The following is a 26877-nucleotide window of genomic DNA, read 5'->3' on the forward strand; positions in this document are numbered from 1 at the left end:
TTACTCCTTTTCGCCAAAGGCTTGATCAAGGTCAGCAATCAAATCATCTACATTTTCAATTCCTACCGACATTCTAAGGAATGTCTCTGTAATGCCAAGACGCTCACGAATTTCTACTGGAACATCTCCATGTGTCTGAAGCATTGGATAAGTAATTAAAGATTCTACTCCTCCAAGGCTCTCCGCATAGCTAAACACCTTGACATTTTCAAGGATTTTTCTTGCTGTCTTTTCGTCCTTTAAGGTAAAGGAAATCATTGCACCAAATCCTCTTGCCTGCTTTTTGTTAATCTCATATCCTGGATGCTCTGGAAGACCAACATAGTAGACCTTTTCCACTCGGTCATTTTGCTTTAACCACTGGGCAATCTTCATTGCATTTTCCTGTTGTCTTTCCATGCGAACAGCCAAAGTCTTAATTCCCCTGATCATTAAATAGCTGTCAAATGGAGAAAGCTGCATCCCGATCGTCTTATAGAGTAGTCTTACCTTTTCTGCAAGTTCCTTTGTATTGACACTTAAAAATCCCGACAATGTATCATTATGTCCACCTAGATATTTTGTTCCACTGTGAACTACAATATCTGCACCAAGATCAATCGGATTTTGGAAATATGGAGATAAAAATGTATTATCCACAATAAGAAGTGCACCATGCTTTTTTGCAATTTCTGAGACAGCAACTAAATCACTCACCTGCATGGTTGGATTGCTTGGCGTCTCAATATAAATGGCCTTTGTGTTTTCTTTGATTGAAGCTTCCACTACAGCTAAGTCTGTGGTATCAACATAAGAAAATTCTCTTCCTCTTTCTACACCAATGGTGTCAAAAATTCGTACCGATCCTCCATACAAGTCCTCTGAACATACAAAGTGATCTCCCTCGCCAAAAAGTTCAAGCACAATGCTCAGTGCGGCCATTCCTGATGATGTGGCCACGGTGTCATAAGCGTGCTCCAATGTATTGACTATCTCTTCCAATTCTGTTCTGGTTGGATTGCTCTCCCTCGTGTAATAATAGCCTGTGGTCTGTCCAATTCCTGGATGAGCAAAGGTTGCTGATTGATAAATTGGCACAGAAATTGCCCCAAATGCATGATCATCCGTGATATTTTGTCCATTGTGAACGCAAAGCGTCTCGATATTATATTTGTTCATTTTGCCTCCGCCTTTTGCATACTATTTATATAGGTTTAATATGCTTATTTTATTGCAAAATCTCTCCTTTGTCAACAAGCGTTAACTTTGATTCCTGCCATCGTTCTTCCTTCCCTAAACAGAAAAAATAAGGACCTTCAAAGTTTATTCAAACTCCAAAAGTCCCTATTCTACCTTGCACCTGTTCTATTCTTCTAGCACACTATTGCGATCATATTCAAGTTCTAGAAGTGGATTTTTCTAGTTTCCTCTAGTTTCCAAAGAACTGTGCAAATGGATCTTCCAATCCACTCTGATCATTGCTTTGACCTTGTTCTGGTGCAGTTGCACCATCATTTGTTCTATTCTTTTGTGTTTCTTCTGTACCAGACGACTGCTGCATATCTGCCTTTGATCCTAAAGTAACTTCTACTTGTTTTTCCTCGTACTTGCTTCCATTTAATCGCTGTACGGTCAAGGTCACTTTCTCACCACTTGCATAGTAGGTCAGCTTCTTCTTCAAGCCTTCCATATTGCTTACACTATCTCCATCAATCTTTGTGATCACATCCTTTTCCTGCAATTCAGACTTTGCTGCTGCCCCATTTTCAACAATCTTATAGACATACACACCCTTTGGAATATCATAGGCCTTGGAGATCTCATCATTGATGTCCTGTCCCTGAATACCCAAAAGCCCCTGCTTATCCTCGGCAACAACGGTTCTGGTTGGCTTATTTGATAAGCTTGTAATAATATCTTGAACCTTAGAAATTGGAATTGCATAACCCATACCCTCTACCTGTGTAGAAGAATACTTTGCTGAATTAATGCCAATGACTTCTCCATTCATATTTAAGAGTGCACCACCTGAATTTCCTGGATTGATCGCTGCATCTGTCTGCATCAAAGACTTTGAAGTATTGGCATCTGTCTTTACCTCACGATTGAGTGCAGAAATATATCCAACGGTTACAGACTGACCATATCCAAGGGCATTACCAATGGCTACAACACCCTGACCTACCTTGACATTGTCCGAATTTCCGATACTTGCCAATGTAATGCTCTTTCTTGTCTCCTCTGGAATATCGGAGAGTTTAACAGAAATGACTGCAATATCATTGTCGGCATCTCCACCCTTTACGCTGGCCTTTACTTCCTTGTTATCCACAAAGACAACGCTCAAAGAATCTGTGTCTGCAATGACATGGTTATTGGTGACAATTAAAAGTTCCTCATCATTTTCTCCAATAATAATACCTGAACCACTGGACTCCGCTTGATAGGACTGGGAGCGACCAAATACATTCTGTTGTTTCACAGTCTGTGTACCATTGATCGCCACAACGGATGGCATTGCCTTTTCTACAATTTTCGATACATCTGCGGTACTTCCAAGTGTAGAAGTTGTTGTGCTATCATTTTCTGTAGTTGCTGTAGTTGTTGCACTATTTACATCTCCAGTGGATGCAAGATTACTTCCAAGTGCAACCTTCTTTCCTGAGGAAACAAATCCTGTCTGTTGTGCAACCTTGTTGACACCAACCATTGTTCCACCAGCTACACAGCCAAAGACTGCTGCTGAAGCAACCAATGCAACCGCTCTCTTTGCAAAAGAATTTCTCTTTTTAAACTTAACCTTTTTTACTGGAATGTCTTTTTCAATTTCTTGCTCCACTGTTTGCTTATCAGCCATCTTTTCTTCCTCCTTTTCCCGTTCTTCCCTCTCTTTTTCTATTTCCTTGCTGACCTTTTCGTATGCGCTCATTCCCGCATCCTCAAAATCACTAATATCCTCTGTGATATGATTTACTTCCTCTGTATTCTCCACATTCTGTGTGTTCTCTGTATTTTCTATATTCTCATGATCAAAAATGTTCTTGTTATCCATAATCAAACTCCTCTCCACTTCGTTTGTTCTTTCTTAACTATGCCTAGAGTATACAAAGGCTTTGTGTTGAATTTGTGTCTTTCTATTGATAGATTCGTGTCTTTCCATTGACGAATTCGTGAAAAAAGAGCCTGTAACACATTGTGCTACAAGCTCTTTTCTGTGATTTATTCATCCGTTCTGATGAATTCTTACTTTGTTACTTTGTCAAGGACTTGCGGATTAAATCGACTGGAATCATTGTCGCAGCCAGAATAATTACGGTAATCCATCCCTGAATGCCAAATGGCACGCAGCTAAACATCTGTCCAATCCACTGGAATGGAGCAAGTGGAATGAGTGCCGCATTGACAATACAAAACTGTACAGCAATAATCAATGCTTCTACACGAAGGAACCCTGGGTTCTCGTCGAGTCGATCAAAGATGGCATACTTTTCGCTTCGCACATTAAATCCATTGAACAGTGCAGCGAGAATAAAGAATACAAAATAGGCTGTCTTATGTTGCTCATCACTTTTAAACATACTAGCAAAGAATGGTACCTTTAAGAAGATAAAGCTGACAATCGTCATCCAAATGCCCATAATCAGAATCTGACTCATCATCTTCTTGCTAATAATGCTCTCATCTCTTACACGAGGCTTTTCCTGCATGTAGGTATCGAGTGCTGGCTCATTTCCAAGCATAATCGCACCAAGACTATCCATAACAAGGTTGACAAACAACAAGTGGGTTACCTTCAATGGCTCTACAACACCAAAAAATGGGGCAATTGCACTGACAATCACGGCCACAACATTGATGACCAACTGGAAGGTACAAAACTTTAAAATATTGTGGTAGATCGTTCTACCATAGAGAATGGCATCCTTGATGGATCTAAAGTTGTCATCGAGAATAACAATCTTTCCTGCTTCCTTTGCCGCCTCTGTTCCGCTTCCCATCGCAAAGCCAACATCGGCTCTTTTTAGAGCTGGCGAGTCATTGACACCATCTCCCGTCATTCCGACAACTAAGTTCATCTCTTGGCAAAGTCGTACCATTCTTGACTTATCGGTAGGAAGTGCTCGAGCAATTACACGAATATCAGGAATAATCTTTTTAACTTCTTCATCGCTCATCTCATTTAAAATGGCAGAGGAAAGAACTTTATCTGTATCTTTCTTAAGTAGACCTGCATCTTTTGCAATAGCAGCTGCTGTCTCTAGGCGGTCACCTGTAATCATCACTACCTGAATTCCTGCTCTCATTACTTGTGCAATGGCTTCCTTTGCCTCTGCACGAACATCATCTCGAATACCAACAAGACCAATAAGGACAATGTCATCGTTGATTTCATTTTTCACCATAGGCTTTTCTGAATAGCCAAAGGCCAAAACACGCATAGCCTTTTCAGCGAGTTCATCAATCTTTCGATTGAGTGCTTCCTTGTCGATGGTCTTGACTGTGCCATCTTCTGCCAAGTACTTTGTCGCCTTTAAAAGTCTCTCTGGTGCACCCTTATAGAATGTCTTTCCAAGTGCATCAATTCTCGATTGACTAAACTTATTTGTAGAATTAAAGGATTGCATATCACTGATTTGATATCTCTCATCACTTTCCAGCGTATGATAGGTTGTTTCACCCAAAAACTTCATCAATGCCTGGTCAGTGGCATTTCCGCCGATAACCTGGTGATTGGCATCAAATAGAGATTGTGAGTTTTTACCAATGGCAAAGTCGATATTTCCCTTAATCGCACTGTAATTGCTCATCTTGTTCAGCTCAATGTTCATGCCATTTCCAAGGAAAAACTCAACAACTTCCAATCTTCCCTTGGTGATGGTTCCTGTCTTATCACTAAAGAGGATATTTAAAGAACCTGCCGTCTCAATACCCTCGGCCTTTCTTACTAAGACATTGTGAGCTAACATCTTGCTTGTATTTTGCATCAATACCAAAGAAATCATCAGTGGCAATCCCTCTGGCACAGCACATACAATAATTAAAATAGAAAGGGACACTGTATTAATGACATTTTCTAGTACGACTGGCCATCCCTGTGCAAGATATGGGCCAACGCCCCCTGCCCTGACAATAAAGTTAATCATATACAAGACAGCGATCACAATTGCACCGATATATCCAAAAGTTGAGATTTGATTGGCCAACTTTGCAAGCTTTACCTTCAATGGGGAATCTGGCTCGTCTTCTTGCATCTCCTGTGCCATCTTTCCCATCATTGTCTTCAATCCAACTTTTCGAATGTCTAAAATTCCCTCGCCATCAAAGACAACGGCACCGCGAAATAGACTGTGGCGATCAACGAATGTATCACCCGTTACATTTTCTGTGAGCTCAAAAGATGGATCTGTCGCTTCCTTTTTGCACTCCTCGGCCTCACCATTGAGTGCGGAGTTGTCTACGGTCATCTTTCCTTCAATTAAGACACCATCTGCCGGAATTTTATTTCCCGATTGCAACAGCACCTTATCTCCGACAACAACATCATCGACATCAATCACAGTAATCATACCATTGCGGTAAACCTTACATTCGTCGTTTTTACTACTTTCTTTTAGCTCTCTGTACTTTGTATCACTTGCCACACCTGTCTTTGCCGTAACAAACGCAACAATAATAATGGCAACAATGGTTCCAATTGGCTCATAAATCTCTGCGTAACCAAGTGCAAACATAATCAACATCAATACTACAATGGCAAGCAAAATTCGAATCATTGGATCTTTAAATGTCTCCAAAAATTCCTTCCACATCGTAGTTGGTTCAGAGTCTGGAATGGCATTGGAACCATACTTTTTTCTGGACTCTTCGACTTCTTTGTCATTTAAACCCTTATGCTCTATCATCTTTTCCTCTATCCTCTTATTTTATTTAAATCGATTAAGAATTTCACTCAAACTCTTATCCTGTGTTGGCTGACCAATGGCGGAGAATTTCCACTCCCCATCATGTCTGTAGACTTCACCAAAGATCAGTGCTGTCATATTTGAGCAATCATCTGTCAGGTTGTAGCGTGCCAATTCCTTGTTGTTTCTTTGATCCACCACACGAATAAACGCATTCTTTACCATACCAAAGTGCTGATGTCTTTGCTGAGCTTCGTAGATGTTGACAACAAAAATGAGGCGATCGACATCCTTTGGCACTTGTGAAAGATCAATCATAATCTGTTCATCATCGCCCTCTCCTCCACCAGTGAGATTATCTCCCTGATGAACAATGGCCCCTGACTTGTGTCTCAAATTTCCAAAATAGACAAGGTCTTCTCTTGCTTGGAACTTGCCATTGCGAAGTAAAATAACTGATGCGTCGCAGTCCATATCTGAACTTTGAAATATCTTGCCAAAAAATCCCTTACTCGCACCAATCTCATCCCAGCCAAGGGCGACCATAATCTTGCTAAGACCTGTATTGTCCTTTGTCAGATTAATTTTTTGTCCCTTTTGTAAACTTACTGCCATATCCTTTCCCTCCTATTGATTTTTTCTGCGTATGTCCTCTAACTTTTGCAGATTCTTTTTCTGATTTTCTTGCATTGTCTCCCTGATATGCCTTGTCTTTTCAATTCCATTGACAATCACTCCACTATCTACTTCCAAGCGACTGCGTTTTTGTTGTATAGCACGCCTTAGCTCTTCCTTAAAAACAGGCAGTGTAACCACAAAGGCACTGTGAATGCTAGCCACCAGATTTTTACTATTATACCCCATCATCTCCAGCATTGGAATAGTTTGAAGAGCAAGATTTTCTCCAATTTGTAGGTCTTGAATTCTTCTATTCAACAAATTTTGAGCATTATACAGTGTGGCTTGATCTTCCTTTGGCACAGTATTGACTGCGGCCAAGATTTCTTCACATCCCTTTTTTGCCGCAAGAATATACTTTTTTAATTCTTTTTGTGCCCTTTGATTCGATAGAATAAGGAGCTGGTAACTCCTTTGTAAGCGTCTTTGCTCCTCCTCATATTGACGAAACCCAATATAGATTTCCTCAATTTCTCTGCCAATACGCTCATATTTTTTTGTCTCATCTTCTCTGCTTTTTTTCCACCAAAAAAATTTGCTCTCTTCTTTTTTGTTGATTTCACCCATTACCTTTTCCAATCTCTCCAAAAAATCATCTGGGTTACTCTCATTGGCGTTTGAGAGCATTTGCACAACTTTTTCGGTCTCTTCAGCTAAGTGCTGTGCTGGCTCCTTGCCAAACTCAATAATGCTTCTCGTGTCAAATACATAAATTTTTGATGTCAATGCTTCAATCTCTGCATAATTTTCTTCCAAATATTTTCTCCCTTCTCCATATCCGCAAAGGAAAGGTCATACATATATTCTCCAATCACACATTCTTCAAGCAATGGCTTCGTGTAGTACTTTTCTACACTTTGATATCCTGTTGGGACATAACAGAGCACATCAAAGCCCAAGAGACTTAAAAACAGTAAAATTATCGCATCTTCTATTGGTGGAACTTTATCATCGGTCTTAACATAGACCAGTTTTGGATTTTTTCCAACAAAATCCATCTTTTGAATCATTCGAAGTAATTCTTGATCTAAACTAAGTAACACCCGAACAATTTGTCCTGTGACATCCATTCCCGACAAAGATTTGATCATCTTTTGAGCAATCATCATCTCAACTTTATCCAAAATATGTTCCTGCAAATTTTCTCGCAACATTCCATAGTGATAATGAACATTGCTTTGAATAATCTTTCGGTCTAGCTTCCCATTCTTTACAAAAATTTGCAAAAGTCCAGAATGAATTTCATCACTGACCTTCCACAAGCCCTTCCGTCCATCAACAATCCATGTATTTTCTGTTCGAAGATTGCGAATTTCTTCCCAATATCGCTCCACATCTGCTTCCATTACCCCAGAAATTTTTGAAAAAATGACTGGCATACGAATGCTTTGATCATCTCCATAAAAATAGGGACGATGACGCTCGTCCACATTCCAAAGTTCAAGAATTTCTTGATGGACAGACTTTAAAATGACAGAAGATGCCTTCTGCACCTGTTCTTTATCATAGAGTTCACTTCCCTGATAGAGAAGCGTCTTTGCCTCTTCCTTGGCGTGATAGGCCGTGGTTGCCATTTGCATCACGCCCTCTTCAGAAGGAAAATGGGGCATTTCCAGTCTTTCATCCTCCTCAATAACAAAGATAATGTCGTCATTTATGCGTCCCCTATGATGATTTGGATCGAGTACTAACACATCGACTGGAATTCTCGCAAGAAGTTTACAAAAGTCAATGTCCAGTGCATCGTCACAGCCATTAAAAAAAATCACACAGCCCATCTTCTCAGAAAACAGGGTATCTTGGTATCTCTCTAGCCACACCAATAGGCTGACAGCATAATTTTTTAGTTTCCCAAATGGCCAATTTTTCTTTTCTTGCATTTGCTCTGCCAATGCTCGCTCCGTAATTCCTTGAAGCTCTGCATTTTGAATAAATCGAAGCCCTCTTTGCACATCCTTCCACAAAGATGAGACATCCCTTCCCTCAAAGACAAACTTTTCAATTTCTTCTGGGCGTGGTCTCTGCATTCGACCTTCAATCACAATCACTGGGCGATTGACTTTTTTTAGATTTTGATCAAACTTGAGTAAATCATTAGGATAACTGACCTTGCTATAAACCCCCATAACCTGAAAGAAAGCATTATAAAATAATCGCTCATCCGTTCCTCTCTCCCTTGGATCTTTTAAAATATCCACAAAGGGATCGGGCAAAATCCATGTATTGGTCGCATTGACCTTAATAATTTTTGTGTTTTGTAGATCTTCAAAGGCCAATTTTTCAATAATTTCCTTGCAGGCATGTTCATCTTCCACATAAAAGACATCGCAACCGGCACTGGATAAAATTTGTAAAAGGTCAATGACGGTTTGACTTTGCCTGCCAAGGCAAAGAATGGTGACATTGGCATTGAGAGCAGTTTTTAGTGGTCCATTGAGCCAGCACAACCACTTAATATAGCGATTTTTTGCTATACTCTCTCCCTTCACTCCCTTTAAAAACTCTGTTCGTGCATTAAGAGCCTTCTCAAGGTCACTTCTTAATTTTATCCCTTGAATTGCATTTTGCACACTCTGCACCTGTTCCTGTGTTGGATTTTGCAAGGGATCCTTGATCCATACCCCCGATTTGACTGCACTCATCAAATCTTCCTGTTTGACTCTAATTGTTGTTTGAAACATGACTCTCTCCAAAAAATAAATTGGGGATCAATAATTTATATTACCGATCCCCAATTCTTACATCTTAATTATACATTGACACCAAAGTTTTTGCACAATGCATATAGGCCACCTTGGAATCCACTTCCAATGGCATTGAACTTCCACTCATTGCCATGGCGATAAATCTCTGCAACAACCAATGCTGTCTCAATTGAAAAATCTTCACCAAGATCGAATCGGAGCAATTCCTCACCTGTCTCTTCATTCACTACATGAATGTAGGCATTACTTACTTGTCCAAAGTTTTGATGACGTGCCTCAGCCTCATAGATCGTTACCGTAAAGTCTACTTTGTGAATGTCTGCTGGCATCTTGGATAAGTCAATCTTTAATACCTCGTCATCACCATTTCCACTACCTGTCAAGTTGTCTCCTGTGTGCTCCACAGCTCCAGAAGAATGCTTTAAGTTGCCATAGAAGATAAAGTCGCTATCGCTCTTTACCTTGCCATCTTCTCCAAGGATGAATGCGGATGCATCGAGGTCAAAATCTGCACCACCATCATACTTGTTCACATCCCAGCCAAGACCAACAATCAATTTCTTTAAATTTGGATTTCCCTTGGTCAAATCAACTTTTTGTCCCTTTGATAAATTTACTGCCATAATGTACCTCCTTTTACTCCTCGTCTTCTGTGTCTTTTCTTGCTTGCTCAACATATCCAACAAAGACCACTGACTTTAAATTCACCTGCACTGATCTTTTTGAACTCGGTGCTTCGACCTGTGGATTGAGTGCCACAGGTAAAATTGTGCCATCTTCATTGACTGTTGGCGTGATCACCTCTTTGTCCTCCTTTAATGGCACCGCATTTTGGCGAATATCTTGATAGAAAAATTGCTCTCGATCAAGTGCTCTTCCATCTCTTGACTGAATCTTTACTGTGGCCGAGAGATTTCCTTCCTTATCCGCAACAACCGTGTAAACGAACTGGGCATCTGCCCTGCTGTAATAGCCATTTTCTAAGGTCAACAAATTATATATATACTCCCCTGGTTGTGTAAAGATAATCTGATTATCTTCCAACGCAACTTTGCCTGCTGCTTTCACAGTTTCTATTCCAAGTACTCCTCGCTGGTCTGCCTTTGTATATAATGGCATTTTTGCATATTGGTACTTTTCCCAGATGGCATAGAGTGTGATCTCATCCTGATTAACTGTTGTCCAATTTCTCACAGAGGCACCATCTTCAAAGTCAACATTTCCTCCTTTGATTCTGCCCCAACCTTTAAAGATATATCCTGCTCTTTCATAGTTGTTCTTTGACAAGACACCATCTTCATCATAAGAAAAAGTTCCATCAATCATCTTTCCCGTCACATCCTCTGCTCCCGGTGCATAGATAATTTTGTACTTAATTGGTGCATAGACCGCTCGAATAATGGTATCATCCTTAATTTCTGAAAGATTAGTATCCCAATGGTCAAAGACATAGCCCAACTTATTGTTTGGCACAGCTTTTGGTGCTACTGCTGTCTCACCGGCCTTTATTCGTTCCTCATCCAAAAACTCATCCGCATGGTCTCCATCGGCATCCTGTGCGTCATGAAATTCCACATGGTACTGCCGTTGAACCCATTCGGCCTTTAAAGTCATTCCTGATTCCACTGGCTGAGTAAAGTCATATGGCACCCCCTGAGCGTCCAGCCATCCATTAAAGGAATATCCTGTTTTTGTCGGTGTAGGATCGGGAACGCCAACACGATTTCCTCTCAAAACAATCTGTGGCACAATGGTCTGATCTGCCCCCGCAGTGTCAAAATTGACTTGATATCTTGGACAGCGATAGTGATCTGTAAAGACAATCTCATCAACTTTTTCTCCATCCTTATAGATTTCATTTGTCTGCGTCAATCCTCGCTCCCCCTGCACAACATGGTAGCGAATCTCATAGGTACTTTTATCAGCGACATATCCTGGAAGACCGTCGTCTTGCTCTGTCAATTGATAGATGTAATTTCCTGGTTCTGTAAAGACAATCTGATTTAATGTCTTTTTGTTATCTCCTGTGATGGTAAAATTATAACTTCTCTGTGTTCCCTCTGGCGTTGGCATAACGGTCACATTCTTTGCATCCGTCTGCATTGCCATCAATGTAAAGTGAAAAATATCTTTTTGGGCAGGAACCTCCCCGTCAATCTCTTTTCTTACTTCCAATGTCGCCTTTGCTGGCTCAACTTTTTTCCAAACTGCATAGAGCTGAATGACCTCTCCATCATTTGTTGTCAGATTGACTGCATTGGCATTTTCTGCATAGTCAGGAACTTGTGCATCAGGACTTTTTGCCCAACCGACAAAAATATCATCACCATGGCTAAACTCATTACTCTTTAACTTTTCTTGCCTCTCATAAGTTCGATCCTGATCACTCATCTGACCACTTCCACCATTGGCATTATAGTGAATGGTATAGTGAATTGGCTCATAGGTCGCACGAATCAACATATCTGAACTGACATTGCTAAAGTCCTTATTCCATCCCTTAAACTTATAGCCCAGTTTGTGATTTGGTACTGGCGGTGCAACAACACTTTCACCATAGGAATATCGCCCTGCTGATAGCACCTCATCCTTATAAGGTTCATCGGCCGACACATCCTCCCGAAACTCTACAAAATACATTTCCTTTGCCCAGGTTGCCTTCAAGTGAACATCTTTGGTCACTGGAGTTAAAAAGTTATATGGACCTGAGGCCTCATCTATCCAACCGCCGAAGACATAGCCATCTTTTTCTGGCGTATCAGGCTGTTCTGCAAGCATTTCATAGCGTACACTCTGCGTCCCAATGACATCCTTTGCTCCATCAACATCGAAACTCACTTGAAATCTAGGCAGAGTATAGCGATTATTAAAGACCAATCCCTCCACACGATTTCCAAATTTTTGAATCTCTGTTGTCGCTTCCAATGTCGTCTGATCACTCGTCTGCTCTTTCTCTAGCCCAAGTTCTCTTTGTACCTGAGTAACATGAAAGATCAATGTATATTCTGCACCGTCTCCCTCATACCCTTCATCTGAAACCCGAACCTGCTTCACTTTATAGGTATAATTTCCCGGCTTTGTAAAGACAATACTTGGAATTTGTGTAGTTGTTCCGCCATAGACATTGACCTCACTCTCTTGAGCATCCTGTGCACTTCCCGCAGGCATAGGTAAATCTGAAATTCCCAATGCATCCGTAGACTGTGCAATAATTTGGTAGGTAAATGTAGCCTCTTGATAGGGCTCATCTCCCATAATGCTATTGGTCAATGGAACAGTAACTACGGCTGGCAATGCGCTGACATCCGCAAAGCCTTGAATGGGCAAGACACTAATACATACGGCAACGACTAATAACATTGCAATTATTCGATGCCATCGTCGATTCATTTCTCTCACTCTATGCCTCCTTTCACTCTCATATGTGGTTATTATAGCACAATATAACCAAAAAAAGGAAGACTCCTCTAAGAATCTTCCTCACAATCTACATTATCGATGCCCTTTCGTCTGTGGCATAACGGTGGGAACCGCTCCTGCCCTTGGGTCATCTTCTTTTGTTTCTTCTGTTGTCGGTGCCACCTGCTCAGCTTCTGGCTCAGCTACACCTGTTCGCACACCGCCATTGGCATTGCCCTCAAGATAATTCTCCTGTATAGGTACGGTATCCTGTGCCGATGTCTCCTCTTTCTTGTCTTTCTTTTTCTTTGTTGGTGTAGCTGCAAAGGTGGAAGCTTCTGTCTCTCCAAAATTTGCCTTGGGAATAACATAGTCATCTCCCACACCATAGGCATTATTATAATTGCCTTCCTTATACATTCCCGTTTCTCTTGAGATTCTCGCACTAATTTGCTCCACCGTAGTGGAAGTATCATAGACCTCATCCTCAAACAAAAATTGATGAAGTCGAACAACATTGCTCTCCAATGTCAAGGGCACAATGCAATCTCCCTTTCCCGCAATACGCTTTTCTCCTTTGGCAAATGGGAATCCCTTGGTATCTAAAATATGATACTTGTCTGCCTTTGAAATAAAATCCAGTCCATCCTGCCAAGTCATATTTGTGGCCACCATAGAGAGAACATTGCCAAGCAAATCATTCTTTGTTTTTAAATCTGCTACCTTTGCCTTTTCAAAGCACATTTCCATCACTTTTCTCTGGCGCTGCGTGCGAACAAAGTCATTATCTGTGTAGCGAAGTCTCGCATAGGCCACCGCCTGAACTCCGTCGAGATGATTCATCCCCGCATGCTCCAATTGAACAGAGCCAATCCCCGTTCCATTGACCGTATCGGTAATATAGGAATTGATGTAATGAAATTCTTCATCTGTCAAGTCAATATCCAATCCACCAAGAATATTAATTGCTGTCGCCACACCCTTCCAGTTAAAGGTAATATAATCTGTAATGTTTAAGTCAAGGTTTTGATTGATTGCACGAAGTGCTCGCTCAGGTCCTCCCATTAAATAGGCACTATTAATTTTATTGTACTTATTATCACCCACATTGAGATAACTATCACGGAACACACTGCACATCTTAATATTGCCCGTGTCTTGGTCGATGCTGACAATAATAATGACATCTGAGTTTACTCCTGCACCCAATGTATTGTCTCTGGCATCCACACCAAATACTGCAATATTTTTGTATCCTTGCATCTTCTTGATATTTTCCTTTGAAAGCTCTTTATTGGTGACTGCCTCCACATCGATATTCATTCTTTGAATTTTATTGTATTGCTTTAAAAAATAGGCATATGCAAAAATTCCAACCAATACAATGACTTCAGCAATCGCAAATATCAATATCTTTGGCCAAATTCTCTTCTTTTTGTTGCTATTGGCTTGTTCCATTTCTTCCTTCCCACCAGACGCTAATATGCGTTTTTATTAATAAATCCCTTAAAAATCGTCAAAAATAAAATTTTAAAATCAAACCCTATCGTCCAATTTTCAATATAGTATAAATCATGATCTATGCGCTTTGCAATCGAAGTATCTCCTCGATAACCATTGACCTGGGCCCAACCTGTGAGTCCTGGTCGAACCTGATGTTTAATCATGTAATGTGGAATCTCATCTCGGAATTTTTCCACAAAATAAGGTCTCTCTGGTCGTGGCCCAACAAGGCTCATATCCCCCTTGAGCACATTAAATAACTGTGGCAACTCATCAATACTGGTTTTTCGTATAAATCTTCCCACAGGTGTCACTCTCGGATCATGTGCTGTTGTCCAGCCCTTCTTTTCCTTACTCTCTTCCTGCACAGTCATGGAGCGAAACTTGTACATACGAAATGGCTGATTATGTAATCCCACCCTTTCCTGCGAAAAAATGATCGGTCCTTTACTCGTTTTCTTCACAAGAATAGCTGTCAAAATCATCACAGGTGAAAACAAAATAATGGCAACGATTGCCCCAAAAATATCCACAATGCGTTTCATAAACGCATGATGAAATTCTGTCAATGGAACATGGCGAATATTAATCACTGGCAGTCCCAATAAATCCTCTGTGTAAGGGATCGTCGGAACAATATTGTGATAGTCGGGAATAAATTTTGTGTGCACGCCTGATCTTTCACATTCATTGACAATTTCCTCCAGACGGTCATAGTCACGCAGTCCCAATGTCACTGCAATCTCATCGAGCACATTCATACTCAAAATTTCTCGAAGATTTCCCGTTTCCCCAATCACTCTCACACCCTTATACTCAAATCCTCGCTCCTTGTCATCATCTAAGATTCCTCTAATCTTATAGCCCCACTCTGGATTGGCTGCCACTCGATCAATATAACTTTCTGCGGCTCGGCTATAGCCAATCAATAAGATATGCTTTAAATTATATCCCCTCGCACGAAATGCACGCAGTACAATGCGAATGCCATTTCGCTCGATCGTCTCTAGTACAATTGAAACAATATAAAAAACAACTGTCAATTTTCTCGAAAAATGATAGATATAGGGATTTTTTGAACCTAAAAATAAAATCAAGGTAAAAAGCAAAAATCCAATCGAATTTGCCTTACAAATATTGGCAATTTCTCTTCGCCTACCCGACACTCGCTTTGGTGCATAGAGTCCAAAGATTCCATTGAGTGCAATATACACAGGTACAATGGCAATCAAGGTCAAAAAGTAATAGCGTGGCAGTAATACCCCTGTTGTCGGTCGCTCACCAAACAGAAAAAACCACGACCCCAGATAACTGATAATAATCACTAGGGCATCGAGTACAATGTGCAGTCGATTTAATTGTTTTTGATAATCCTTGATCATCTATCTCTTTGCATTCTCCTTTTCAAAAAGTGTAGGCTATAGTCCACCATTCCAAGGATCATCTCACCTTCTATGGCCAATACCCTTGTCAATGGAACTTGACTTTGGTCCACTCGCTTACATTTCTTACAATTTTTTATTCCTTCAAAAAGACCCTCCAAATACTCCTTTAAAAAGCCCTTTTTGTAGAAAAATCCTGCCTTGATGACTATACCAGCAAAAAGGAAGAAACTATTGAAAAGAAGCTGCCAGTTTGCTTGATTTTTATAGTGCAAGTAGATATTATTTCTCGCAGCAAGTCGAACTTTAAAGCCATTATACTTTGAACCACTGGTACCACTGCCAAAGTGATAAACCTTGGCCCTTGGCTCATATCGATTAAAATAACCTGCTAACTTTGCACGATATCCCAAATCAATGTCCTCGAGATAGGCAAAATGCATTTCATCAAAGTATCCAATTTCATCTAACACCGCTTTTCTATAGATTGCCGCACCTGCACAGGCCGTAAAAACATCCTTAGCCCTTGTATAGCCAGAAATCTTTTCTCCCACGCCAATTTGATATCCCCAGCCAAGAATGCACATTCCATCGCCAGCATCATCCATCAAATCCCGATTCATCGATTGAATCATCATCGGACTCACAGAAAAAATTTTCTTTGACTTTTTAATGGCCTTGACAAGCTCCTCAATATAATCTGGAAATACTTCGGTGTCATTATTTAATAAAATGACATACTCTGTATTTACTTCTTTTAGGCCAGCATTGACTCCACCAGCAAATCCCAAATTCTCCTTTAAAAACAAAGTTGGAATTTTTTTCTCCTTTAACCATTCTACACTTCCATCTGTCGAACCATTGTCGACAACGAGGACATCAAAATGTCGATAGCTTTGTGCGTTCAATGCATTCATACAAGTTTCCATAAACTTTAAGCCATTGTAATTTGGAATAATAACTGTTACATCGCTGATCATCATAGATATTTCTCAATTCCCTCCATATGATAAGGCTCGCCAATTTTTTCCTTCAGTAAATCCCTCAATGCAAAGTTTGATTTTAACAAGGTGAGATTTGGATTGTAATATGGATCGCCATTTTTTAAAATTTCGGGCCACTTTTTCATAAATGTCACAATCTCTCGGTTAAATCTCTCCACCTTTTCTGGAGTGTCTTCTAACCCTCTTGACTTTGATTCATAGTGATAAAACACAGCATATGGATTATATACCACAAGTTTTTCCTTTTGTCTAATTTTCATACACAAATCAATGTCGTTAAAGGCCACGGCAAGCTCCTCAGAAAATCCACCCACGGATAAAAAGAGTTCTTTTTTGGTGAGTAAGCAGGCCGCCGTCACTGCAGAATAATCCTGTGCAGTCATTGCACGGTGGAAGTAACTTCCCTCCTCCTCAAATCGACCAATAAAAGTATGTCCTGCAATTCCTCCAAATCCAATGACGACACCTGCATGCTGAATAGAGCCATCCTCATAGAGCAATCGACATCCACAGGCCCCAACATCCTCTCTTTGTACATACCCAAGCATCTCATACAGAGAGTCAGGATTGATCATTTCTACATCATTATTTAAAAACAATAGATATTCGCCCTTGGCATATTTTACGCCATAATTGTTAATGGCCGAATAATTAAACTCCTTATCCCAATAGACCACTCGAACATTTGAAAATTCCTTTTGAATATTTTCATAGTACTTTGTTGTCTCTGGCTGTGTCGAATTATTCTCCACCACAATAAACTCAATATTTTTATATCTTCCCTTTTCATAGACAGAGCGAATCGCCACATCGAGGTCTTGGGTGTGATCCTTATTTGGAATAATAATAGAAATCAATGGCTCTTTCTCTATTTTAAAATAGGTATGATAGATGCCATAGTCAATGCCCTTTTCAATCTTTTCAATAGCAATCTCTGGATGTACACGCAAATAGTGGGCACGAATCGCCTTCTCCCCCGCTGTAAAGGCATAGAGCTTGCTCTCTGGATTGCTAGCTGTCGAATTCATATGGCAACGCCAATGGTAGAGCACCTTTGGAATATGCACAATCTTTTTTGCATGCTCTGTCATCCTAAAAATAAAATCATAGTCCTGTGCTCCATCATATTCAGGGTCAAACTCACCATATTGTGTGATCAATTCCTTTTTGACCACAAACAGATGGCAAATATAATTGACACTACACAGCATATCAATATTAAAATCAGGCTTAAAATGTGGATCAAAGAGGGAACCGCCATCCATATCCAACTTATCCTCGTCAGAATACAAACAATCGCACCCTGTCTCATTGATGGCCTTGGCATTCTCAAATAGTGCATGCTCTGGCAAGACATCATCATGGTCACAAAGCACAATATAGTCTCCCGTTGCCATAGCCAATGCCGCATTGGTATTTCCAGAAATACCCAAATTCTTTCCTAAAATTTGATAGCGAATGCGTGCATCCTTTTTCGCATACTCACGAAAAATCTTTTCTTTATTTTTTCCCGCTCTACTTCCATCAGCAAAACAAACCTCAAAATTTTCATAGGTCTGTGCCAAAATCGAATCAATTAGGGCACGAAGATATTGATCAGGTGTTTCAAAGACAGGAACAACAATAGAAAACTTTGGCATATACTCAAACACTTGATTTCTTTGGGCCTCTAGCTCTTCCTTGGTCGGTCTGGTCTTTTCATACCACTCGGCGTACTCATAGTCATTATCTAGTCCTTTAATTTTTGCTCTTGATTTTCTCATCAATGCCTTCAGTCCATGTTTTTTTAAGTAATCGCCAGCCACCTTGACTGTCTCCATATTGCAAAGGTCACGGAGCTTTTCCATTCTCTTGTGGGCAACACTCGCACGTTTTGCAATTAATTCTTCATTATATCGAATGCGAGCTTTTCTCCCCTCACATTCAATCACTAAATAATAGTTTTTTCCTCGCTCATAATCAAATTGAATATCAAATCCTAAGTCTCTGTCTACCACCTTGTCATAGTAGATTTTACTGACATCATCTCTTTTCGTGGAAACTAGCTTAAATGGCACTGGCTCTTTTCTTCCATCTAGGACTGAATAGACCACTGGCGATTTTGCATTTTTTCCGACCACCCATCCATTTAATGTAATTTTATTTTCTCGGATACGCACAATATCAATTTTATATTTCATCCGCGATTCCCCTTCTCTTTATTGCTGCTTCCAAAACATGCTTTGCCAAAATGCTGGTAGTCACCGCACCAACTCCGCCTGGCACAGGTGTGACCGCTGCCACAACTTCCTCGACATCATTTGTAACTACATCTCCACAAAGCTTTTGTGCCTTTTCATCCCAATGAATTCCAACATCAATGACAATCTGTCCTTCCTTGATATAATTTCGATCAATGCTCTGCATTTGTCCTGCTGCCGCAACTAAGATATCTGCTTTTCTCGAAATCTTATCAATTTTCTTTGACCTTGAGTGACAAATGGTCACAGTTGCCTGCTTGTGCATCAACAACATGGCCACTGGGCGGCCAATGACTAAAGATCGTCCAATCACGACTGCCTTCTTTCCTGCCATCTCAATACCATAGTAATTTAAAATCGCCATCACAGCTTCTGCCGTACATGGAGCAAAGCCATCGCCTGTATTGGCATAAATGCCTGCAAGAGAACCCTGTGTATTGCCATCAATGTCCTTTTCCACAGCAAGCAATCTCGTCGCAGCCTCCTCATCGAGCTGTTTTGGCAAGGGACGAAACATTAAAATGCCATCTACCCCATCATCTTGATTGAGCTCCTCTAATTTTTTTAAAAATTGTTCATTGTCAATGTCACCATCAAGAACCACTTGCTTTACTTCAATCCCAACTTGTGCACATCTTTTCATTGCTCCTCGCTCATAGGAAAGATCATCCTCTCTCTTTCCCACTCGCAAAATAGCAAGCGTAGGTACAATTCCCTTCTTTGACAATTTTTCTACTTCAAGGCGCAGCTTTTCCGTAATTGCGTCTGCAACTGGTTTTCCCTTTAATAACATTTTTTCCCCCTATGCATACTTGTGATATATATGCTCAAAAATACTGTCAGCAAGTGGTAAATACTCCTCAACTAGCGCATCCACCTCTTTATTTACGCTATCTGCATATTCTCTGTCCTTCATTGACTTTGTATTGATCTTTACATTTACTGCTGCACCAAGAAGCGACGAACGAAGAATGCTCGCACCAACTGCTGCATCTGATTGAATCATCACACTGCCAAGAACAGCAAATCTTTCTTCTAACTTAATTGCCTCACAGACCAAATGAAGAATCTCCATCGGAACCTTCGCCGCATCCCTCAGACAATTTTCCATAACGATATCTCGATTTTTGTCATCCTTTGGTATTGCATACGCCCTAGAAAGAGGTTCAAATGCTGCAGCATCTCTTTCAATACAATTTAAAAATTTCCTAGAAAGATCCTTTGCCCTAGCCATACAGACCCTTAGTTCCTCCTCAGCATCGGCATACTTTTTCTTTCCCACAGTAAATTCTCCCACCATATTGCCTAGAGCTATGCCAAGACTAGCCGCTAAAGCACTTGCACCGCCTCCACCAGGTACAGCCGCCTTGGAGGCCAAAGCATCTACAAATTCTTCCAAAGAATACTTTACAAACTTTTCCATCTTACTTTCTCTTTATTCCTTTCTGCACAATAGGATATTTCTTTCTCATTCTTATTCTTTCTCTGACACTAGAATATGTCTGAATGGGTTTCGCCTTTTGATGTTCTCCAATCATCTTTTCCATCCAAATCATATCATACCAATGCTCAAACTTATAGCCACTATTGTGAAATCGACCTACCAATGAAAAGCCCAATTTTTGATGAAATTTTGCACTGCTCTCATCGAGATAGAGATCTTTTCCCCTCGGCATGGCAATACAAGCATTCATATTTAAAATTCCCATTTCCTTGCAGATTTCTTCAATGGCCTGATAGAGCACTCTGCCCACACCGGACTTTCTCTCTTTTCTGTCGACATAGACACTGGTCTCCACCGACCAATCGTAGGCTGGACGAGCATAAAAGGCATGGACATACGCATAACCGACAATCTTTCCTTTCCTTTCCGCCACAATATAGGGATAACGACACAGAACCTCCTCTATGCGCCGTTCAAATTCTTTTACACTTGGCACATCATATTCAAAGGTAATCGCCGTTTCCTCTACATAGGGAGTATAAATCTCGACCAGTCGCTTGGCATCCTCTAATTTTGCCGTGCGAATACAGATTTCTTCCAATAGATGACCTCCTAAAAATCATGCTAACATCATAACATACTATTGTAAAAAAGACAAAATAAAGAAAAAAGAGGCTGCTGCCTCCAATGATATCACTGGAAACAACAACCTCCTCAAAACAATCTTCTAAATTAGTTAGCAGCTGCTGAAGAAACTGCACTCTCTGCTGCTGATGAAGCTGCGTCAACTGCTGAAGAAGCCTTATCTGCTGCTGATGAAGCTGTATCAGCTGCCTTGTCTGCTGCTGAAGAAGCCTTGTCTGCTGCCTTATCTGCTGCTGATGAAGCCTTGTCTGCTGCCTTATCTGCTGCTGATGAAGCCTTGTCTGCTGCCTTGTCAGACTTAGCTGCTGTTGTTGTTGTTGTGCTGCTGCTTCCGCCACAAGCTGTCATAGCACCTGCTGCAAGTGCACATACTGCTGCCAATACAAGAATATTCTTTTTCATTATTTTTTCCTCCTCAAATTGCATTACTGCATCAATCATTCTTTATTAACTGTTACATACGCCATTATAACCTACTTTTTGAAAATGTCTAGTCTATTCACGATTTATTCATAATTTATTCATATTTGACTGAGCAAAATATTCCTATTTGTATTCTTTTACTTCCATTATGTTCAAAACCAGAGAGTGCAAAGTAATTTTGTACTCTCTGGATCATTTTCTATCCTACAGTGGAATAATGCCAAACACAATTCCAAGGATTAACATAAACATACTGATCACAAAATATGGTGGAATAGAAAATTTCATATGATCCTTTAACTCTGTATTGGTAAGTCCAATGGCCAGATAGGTTGCTGGAACTAGAGGGCTAACCATAAGAGCAAGATTCTTTCCAATAATCATCGTCAAAGCCGTAGATAGAGAAGCCACACCATAAGTCTCTCCCACTTTCATTACCAATGGCATAATGCCATAGAAGTAAGCATCTGTACCTACACAAAGTCCCAGCGGAAGTGCGAGAATACCAAAGATAACATGAATGTATCTTCCTAGAGGTGCAGGAATAATACTCATCAAGGCCTGTGCCATTGCTGTGAGCATTCCTGTACCCTCAAAGATTCCGACCATAGCACCTGCTGCAAACAAGGTTGCTGAAATAATCAGTGCCGCCGGTGCATTCTTTTTGATTAATTTATCCTGTAACTTCTGATTTGGATAATTTACGGCCAAAAGAATACAAAGACCAATCATAAACACAATGTAACTTGAGACAATTCCACTCGCAAGAATGCCAATCAGTGCAACAGTAAGAATCAGATTAAAAACTAGATAAGGTGCTGGCTTTCTCAAGGCCTCTGCCTCTGCCGTCGCCTTTTCATCGACTTCGTCTTCCACCCCTTTGCCCATTCCTGCTCCCTGCTTTACTGCAAGCATGCCCAACAATACAGCAAGTACAAAGTTAACGATCAAACCAATAATCTGAAGTGGAATTAACATATGCCAAAGTGTTGTCGCATCCATTTCCAAAACTGTCGCAGCTCTGGCTGTAGGTCCACCCCATGGCAACAAATTCATTACTCCCATACATCCACCGGTCAAGCAGAGCAAAATTTTGGGACTAATATTCATTTTCTTATAAACGGGATAAAAAGATGGAACTGTAATCAACACAGTCGCTGCGGTCGTGCCATCGAGATGAGCAATGGTTGCAACCACCGCTGTGGCCACCGTAATCGCAATGACATTGTTGCCCGCCTTTTTTACTAAAAAGTTTACAATAACATCAAAAAATCCTGTGTCAGACAAGATACCAAAATAAATCACTGAGAAAATAAACAAAATTCCATTTCCCATCGTTGTCTCAACACCTTTCTTGATAAAGCCACCAATGGTGACTGGATCATAACCAAGAATCAGTGCGGCAATCGATGGAATCATCGCCAATACAACAATCGGAGACATCAGCCCCCTAAGAAGTAAAAACACGATGACAATAATCATTAAAAATCCAACAATCGCTACCATTTTTTCTCCAATCTAATCGTCTAAAAATTCAGCCGCTCTTCTTCGACAACCAATGGTCTTTTCATCACACGCTGATTAATGGTCAGAACATATTCTCCAACCATTCCAATAAAGAAAATCTGTACGGATCCCAAAAATAACATCCCTAAGAGCAGTGGTACCATACCTGCTGGAAAGCGATTCCAATAAATTAATTTCATAATCAAGTAAATGATTGCTGCAATAATGCTCACGCCACAACTAATGGCTCCTAAAAATGTGGCAAATCGAAGACCAACTTTTGTGTAGGAAGTCACAGAAAGCATGGCCGCATCATAGAGTCGATAAAAATTATTGCTCGTCTTTCCCGCCCTGCGCTTTGGCTGTTCATAGGGAATCTCTTTTCTTCGAAAACCAAGCTCAGCCACAATACCTCGCAAAAACGGTGTCGGGTCATCTAACTTTCTCAAAACATCCATAAACTCTCTGTCATAGAGCCCAAAACCTGTAAAATGCTCAATTTGCTCGACATCTGATAATTTTTTGATGCTCTTATAATAAAAACTGCGCAAATGATACATAATTGGACTTTCCTTGCTCGATTCCTTAATTCCAATAGCAATCTTATATCCCTCTTCCCAAGCCTTGACATACTTTGGAATCATTTCCACAGGATCTTGAAAATCCGCAGCCATCAATATGGTGGCATCTCCTGTTGATTGCAACATTCCGTAGTAGGGCGAATTAAATTGCCCAAAATTTTTGGCATTAAAAATCGCCTTGATATCTTTGTCCTGTGCACAAAGCTGTCGAATAATTTCCCTTGTCCCATCCTTTGAGTCATTATCAATAAAAATAATTTCATATTGATAGTCCTTTAATTGCTCGTGAAAAATCTTTCGAATTTCATTGCTCAGTGGAAGGACATTTTCTTCCTCATTGTAACAGGGTACTACTATACTGATTTTTTTCATTTTTCTGCCCATTCTGGTATAACCTGTATTTTTATCACATCGGGTTGATTTTTTCTCATCATCTCTAGTGCCAATGGCAATTGGTCAAAGCCATGCAAGGTATGGGTAATCATCTGCCTTGGGCAAATGCGTCCAAAAGCACACAAAGCTAACAGTCTCTCCATTCTTGCACGTCCTCCCTTTCCAAGCTCCGTGTATATGCTCTTTCCAGCCATTCCACGACCCCCAGAAAACTTAGGAATCATCATTGCCCCATCTCCTGGATAATGTTTCAGATTGACCACTCGCCCAATGCCATAGCGAACCATATCCACTGCTTGGCTAAAGCTCTCATCATTCCCTCCACAAATGACCACGACATCAGCTCCAATGCCATCGGTCATCTCCAATACCTTCTTTGTGATATCGCATTGATGATAATCTAAAATGTCACTGGCCCCATATTGTTTTGCCAACTCAACCCTCTTTTTTCTACTGCCCACAGCAATAATTCGACCAGCACCTTTTAATTTTGCTCCGAGAATAGCCATCAAGCCCACAGCTCCAATGCCCAATACTACTACCGTATCGCCAAAGGCAATCTCTGCTGCCTCAATGCCAGTAAAGCCTGTAGTAACCATATCTGTGCACATCAGAGCATCTTCTACCATCACATTTTTAGGAACTTTTGCCAGCGTAGTGTCCGCATCCGCAATCATAAAGTACTCGGCAAATTCTCCAGGAATACTCCTTCCAAGGGCATTGGCTGAAAAAGGTCTTCTCGCATGTAAGGTATTGCCCTCTTGAATGGCCTTTTCCCTCCAATTTGGTGTCATTGCTGGCACAGCCACTACATCCCCAACTGAAAAATCATAGACTTCACTTCCAACTTCGCAAACCCTTGCCACGCACTCATGCCCCAAAATCAAATCATCAGGCTTTTTGCTGCCACTTCCATAGACTGTATTGACATCCGATGTACACACACTCATCGCAATTGGCTGCAAAATTGCACTGTAGGGATTTTCTAATCTTGGTCTTGGCATATCCTTAATCTCTACTTTTCCAGGTGCACTCAACACAAATGCTTTCATTGCTTCTCCTTATACCTTGTTAAATGGTCACTCATCAATGTATAAATTTCAATCTGCTCGCCCAATTTTTCCCTGATATTTTGTGCAATCTCATCGGTGTAGCCTGGTGCAACAATCACAATCACATCCACAGGGTTTTCCTTTGCTTTAGCTGGAGAAACAATCGGAATATGTGAAGCTGGTGCAAATCTCCCCTGCTTAAACGGTGCAGAATCAATAATATAAGCTATCTTATCGAAAAGATGCATTGTTGCACAGAGCGTAAATCCCTGATGACTTGCTCCCCAAACGGCCATCCTTTTTCCTTCCCTCTCCACCGATGCCATTAGGTCATACACTTCATCTTGAATTACCTTCTTTTGTTTCAAAAGTCCATCAACATTTACCTTTGGCTTTTTTTGAATAATCACAGCCAAAGTGTCTCGATTGACTCTCTCCTCTTTCAACACCAAAAATCCTGCTCGGTCTAAAATAAAATGTAAACTCTCTCTTGTATAGTAGGCGATATGATCAGGAATAATTTCATAAAAGCTCTCCTGCTCCAAGATATACTCAAAACTTGGCACTGTCAACAATCCATAGCCACCATCCACTAGATTATGGGCAATGGCTCGCAAATACATCGCTGGATCTGGCTGATGTTCCAAGAAATTAAAAGAAGTAAAAGCATCAAAAGGTGCATTTTCAAATACATCCTCTTCACTATTTGGATAATACTCTTGAACCTGTAATCCTATGCTTCTTGCCTTTTCTACAAGTTCCCGCTTGTGCTCCATTCCATAAGCTTTGACAGGATAGTCCGACCAAATCTTTAAAAACTCTCCCTGTCCAGCACCTGCCTCAAGAATCTTTTTTCCCTGTAAGTGGCAGACTTCAATAAATTCATCATATTGTTTTCTTCTCAGGGCATCCATTGTCGTAGAATAGCCACCCGCACGAATGACATCTCGATAGTAACTTACTGGTGGTGTATCCAGTTGCACCAAACCACAGCCATTACATTGACAAAGATGAAGATCCATTCCTTTTTCTGTCTTTACTTCATTGGCATCAGGAATATCTTGTGCCGTCGCTGGCATATTTTCAATATACAATAATTTTTCTAATTTACCCCCGCATGCGATACATCTTTTCAATTTCTCTCACCCCTTCTCTAAATGTGGTATGTTCGACAAATCCTGTCCATGCCACAAGTTTTTCAATGGAGGGCTCTAAGTAGGGCACACCCTCTTCTGGTTCTTTTCTTTGTTCAAATTGAACCTTCCCATTGCTATGACAAGTTTTACATATCTCAGAAACAAAGCTGCGAAGTCTTCGTGTATCCTGTCCAGCTACATTGACCACACAACTTCCCTCTCCATAGACACAGAGCCCCAGATTTTCTATTGCCCTTGCACAATCATCAATATAAAGATAATTCCACATTTGTTGACAAGGTCCAAGGCCGATATCCTCCCCCAAAACAGCCGCTCTTGTGACCACCATCGGCAGTGCACTTTCATGGTCACCGGGTCCATAGACACTAAAAATGCGCATATGAACATACTCTAGTCCTATTTCTTTGCTTATTTTTCTTGCCCTTTCTAGGACCTCTTTTTTCGCCTTGCCATAGGCAGAAATTGGGCGACAAAGTGTCGATTCATCACAAAGTCCCTCAATCCTCTGCCTCGTCGTCACACCATATTCTGCCTGCGAACCTGCAAATAAAAATCTACCACAACCTAAATTCTTGCTAACTTTTACTGCTCTCAACGCATTTTGAATGTTTTTTTCCTGTAGGGCATAATCCATTCGCCCAACACGACCAATGCCATCCCAAGCAAAATGAATCCAGACATCCATCTTTGGCAAGTCCATCTCTAAAAGTGTCTCCACTTCATCCATATCACAATCAATGACAAAAATATTGGAGGGAATATTTTTCCTATTTTTTGAACTTTTTCGCACAATACCATAGACACAATGTCCATCTTCTCCATAGGCTCTTGCCACAGCAGCACCTAAAAAGCTGGTTACCCCTGTAATCACTACATTGGCCAT

21 protein-coding genes are annotated in these 26877 nt (G+C 40.7%); all 21 read right to left on the minus strand.

The window, feature by feature from the left end:
* The 21 genes from J5A74_01485 to J5A74_01585 all read right to left on the minus strand — a co-directional run bounded on the left by J5A74_01485 (position 1) and on the right by J5A74_01585 (position 26877).
* Entirely contained in the window at positions 1-1158 is a 1158-nt protein-coding gene (locus J5A74_01485; GenBank protein QUI96052.1) for a PLP-dependent transferase, read from the minus strand.
* Between the two features lie 250 nt (positions 1159-1408).
* Positions 1409-3031, minus strand: a complete 1623-nt coding sequence (locus J5A74_01490) for a trypsin-like peptidase domain-containing protein (protein QUI96053.1) — start codon at positions 3029-3031, stop codon at positions 1409-1411.
* A 199-nt stretch (positions 3032-3230) separates the two neighbouring features.
* Complete coding sequence (locus J5A74_01495) at positions 3231-5879, minus strand: calcium-translocating P-type ATPase, PMCA-type (protein QUI96783.1); 2649 nt, start codon at positions 5877-5879, stop codon at positions 3231-3233.
* Positions 5880-5903: 24 nt separating this feature from the next.
* On the minus strand, positions 5904-6497 hold the full coding sequence (locus tag J5A74_01500) for a TerD family protein (GenBank protein ID QUI96054.1): 594 nt from the start codon (positions 6495-6497) through the stop codon (positions 5904-5906).
* Between the two features lie 12 nt (positions 6498-6509).
* On the minus strand, positions 6510-7316 hold the full coding sequence (locus J5A74_01505; GenBank protein ID QUI96055.1) for a toxic anion resistance protein: 807 nt from the start codon (positions 7314-7316) through the stop codon (positions 6510-6512).
* Positions 7283-9241, minus strand: a complete 1959-nt coding sequence (locus tag J5A74_01510; protein ID QUI96056.1) for a hypothetical protein — start codon at positions 9239-9241, stop codon at positions 7283-7285. Before J5A74_01510 ends, J5A74_01505 begins: the two co-directional genes overlap by 34 nt.
* Positions 9242-9309: 68 nt before the next feature.
* On the minus strand, positions 9310-9888 hold the full coding sequence (locus J5A74_01515; protein QUI96057.1) for a TerD family protein: 579 nt from the start codon (positions 9886-9888) through the stop codon (positions 9310-9312).
* A gap of 13 nt (positions 9889-9901) precedes the next feature.
* Positions 9902-12664, minus strand: coding sequence for an InlB B-repeat-containing protein (locus J5A74_01520; GenBank protein QUI96058.1), 2763 nt, complete (start codon positions 12662-12664; stop codon positions 9902-9904).
* A gap of 93 nt (positions 12665-12757) precedes the next feature.
* Entirely contained in the window at positions 12758-14122 is a 1365-nt protein-coding gene (locus tag J5A74_01525) for an LCP family protein (protein ID QUI96059.1), read from the minus strand.
* Positions 14123-14142: 20 nt separating this feature from the next.
* Complete coding sequence (locus tag J5A74_01530) at positions 14143-15549, minus strand: undecaprenyl-phosphate glucose phosphotransferase (GenBank protein ID QUI96060.1); 1407 nt, start codon at positions 15547-15549, stop codon at positions 14143-14145.
* Positions 15546-16529, minus strand: a complete 984-nt coding sequence (locus J5A74_01535) for a glycosyltransferase family 2 protein (protein QUI96784.1) — start codon at positions 16527-16529, stop codon at positions 15546-15548. Before J5A74_01535 ends, J5A74_01530 begins: the two co-directional genes overlap by 4 nt.
* On the minus strand, positions 16529-18733 hold the full coding sequence (locus J5A74_01540) for a glycosyltransferase (protein ID QUI96061.1): 2205 nt from the start codon (positions 18731-18733) through the stop codon (positions 16529-16531). Before J5A74_01540 ends, J5A74_01535 begins: the two co-directional genes overlap by 1 nt.
* Entirely contained in the window at positions 18723-19586 is an 864-nt protein-coding gene (locus J5A74_01545; GenBank protein ID QUI96062.1) for a bifunctional 5,10-methylenetetrahydrofolate dehydrogenase/5,10-methenyltetrahydrofolate cyclohydrolase, read from the minus strand. The genes J5A74_01540 and J5A74_01545 overlap by 11 nt, the downstream gene beginning before the upstream one ends.
* Positions 19587-19595: 9 nt before the next feature.
* Positions 19596-20216, minus strand: a complete 621-nt coding sequence (locus J5A74_01550; protein QUI96063.1) for a cyclodeaminase/cyclohydrolase family protein — start codon at positions 20214-20216, stop codon at positions 19596-19598.
* Position 20217: 1 nt separating this feature from the next.
* Complete coding sequence (locus J5A74_01555; GenBank protein QUI96064.1) at positions 20218-20838, minus strand: GNAT family N-acetyltransferase; 621 nt, start codon at positions 20836-20838, stop codon at positions 20218-20220.
* Positions 20839-20969: 131 nt separating this feature from the next.
* Complete coding sequence (locus tag J5A74_01560) at positions 20970-21284, minus strand: hypothetical protein (GenBank protein QUI96065.1); 315 nt, start codon at positions 21282-21284, stop codon at positions 20970-20972.
* Positions 21285-21509: 225 nt separating this feature from the next.
* Positions 21510-22811: a citrate:proton symporter gene (locus tag J5A74_01565; GenBank protein QUI96066.1), complete on the minus strand. Its 1302-nt coding sequence runs from the start codon at positions 22809-22811 to the stop codon at positions 21510-21512.
* A 20-nt stretch (positions 22812-22831) separates the two neighbouring features.
* Positions 22832-23764 carry a glycosyltransferase family 2 protein gene (locus J5A74_01570; GenBank protein QUI96067.1) on the minus strand — a complete coding sequence of 311 codons (933 nt, stop codon included), beginning with the start codon at positions 23762-23764 and terminating at the stop codon, positions 22832-22834.
* Complete coding sequence (locus J5A74_01575; protein QUI96068.1) at positions 23761-24837, minus strand: zinc-binding dehydrogenase; 1077 nt, start codon at positions 24835-24837, stop codon at positions 23761-23763. The genes J5A74_01570 and J5A74_01575 overlap by 4 nt, the downstream gene beginning before the upstream one ends.
* Positions 24834-25973 (minus strand): methyltransferase domain-containing protein, encoded by a 1140-nt coding sequence (locus J5A74_01580; protein ID QUI96069.1) that lies wholly within the window; start codon positions 25971-25973, stop codon positions 24834-24836. The genes J5A74_01575 and J5A74_01580 overlap by 4 nt, the downstream gene beginning before the upstream one ends.
* The gene (locus J5A74_01585) at positions 25945-26877 is read right to left on the minus strand and encodes an NAD(P)-dependent oxidoreductase (protein ID QUI96070.1); all 933 of its coding nucleotides are present in this window, start codon (positions 26875-26877) and stop codon (positions 25945-25947) included. The genes J5A74_01580 and J5A74_01585 overlap by 29 nt, the downstream gene beginning before the upstream one ends.

The organism is Lachnospiraceae bacterium oral taxon 096, from assembly GCA_018141845.1.
GTDB lineage: Bacteria > Bacillota > Clostridia > Lachnospirales > Lachnospiraceae > F0428.

Coding starts and splice junctions, on each gene's coding strand:
- J5A74_01560 (QUI96065.1), bottom strand. CDS start 21,284: ATGAAAAAGAATATTCTTGTATTGGCAGCAGTATGTGCACTTGCAGCA.
- J5A74_01540 (QUI96061.1), bottom strand. CDS start 18,733: ATGAAATATAAAATTGATATTGTGCGTATCCGAGAAAATAAAATTACA.
- J5A74_01525 (QUI96059.1), bottom strand. CDS start 14,122: ATGGAACAAGCCAATAGCAACAAAAAGAAGAGAATTTGGCCAAAGATA.
- J5A74_01510 (QUI96056.1), bottom strand. CDS start 9,241: ATGTTTCAAACAACAATTAGAGTCAAACAGGAAGATTTGATGAGTGCA.
- J5A74_01585 (QUI96070.1), bottom strand. CDS start 26,877: ATGGCCAATGTAGTGATTACAGGGGTAACCAGCTTTTTAGGTGCTGCT.
- J5A74_01490 (QUI96053.1), bottom strand. CDS start 3,031: ATGGATAACAAGAACATTTTTGATCATGAGAATATAGAAAATACAGAG.
- J5A74_01565 (QUI96066.1), bottom strand. CDS start 22,811: ATGGTAGCGATTGTTGGATTTTTAATGATTATTGTCATCGTGTTTTTA.
- J5A74_01575 (QUI96068.1), bottom strand. CDS start 24,837: ATGAAAGCATTTGTGTTGAGTGCACCTGGAAAAGTAGAGATTAAGGAT.
- J5A74_01485 (QUI96052.1), bottom strand. CDS start 1,158: ATGAACAAATATAATATCGAGACGCTTTGCGTTCACAATGGACAAAAT.
- J5A74_01500 (QUI96054.1), bottom strand. CDS start 6,497: ATGGCAGTAAGTTTACAAAAGGGACAAAAAATTAATCTGACAAAGGAC.
- J5A74_01535 (QUI96784.1), bottom strand. CDS start 16,529: ATGATCAGCGATGTAACAGTTATTATTCCAAATTACAATGGCTTAAAG.
- J5A74_01545 (QUI96062.1), bottom strand. CDS start 19,586: ATGTTATTAAAGGGAAAACCAGTTGCAGACGCAATTACGGAAAAGCTG.
- J5A74_01570 (QUI96067.1), bottom strand. CDS start 23,764: ATGAAAAAAATCAGTATAGTAGTACCCTGTTACAATGAGGAAGAAAAT.
- J5A74_01515 (QUI96057.1), bottom strand. CDS start 9,888: ATGGCAGTAAATTTATCAAAGGGACAAAAAGTTGATTTGACCAAGGGA.
- J5A74_01550 (QUI96063.1), bottom strand. CDS start 20,216: ATGGAAAAGTTTGTAAAGTATTCTTTGGAAGAATTTGTAGATGCTTTG.
- J5A74_01530 (QUI96060.1), bottom strand. CDS start 15,549: ATGATCAAGGATTATCAAAAACAATTAAATCGACTGCACATTGTACTC.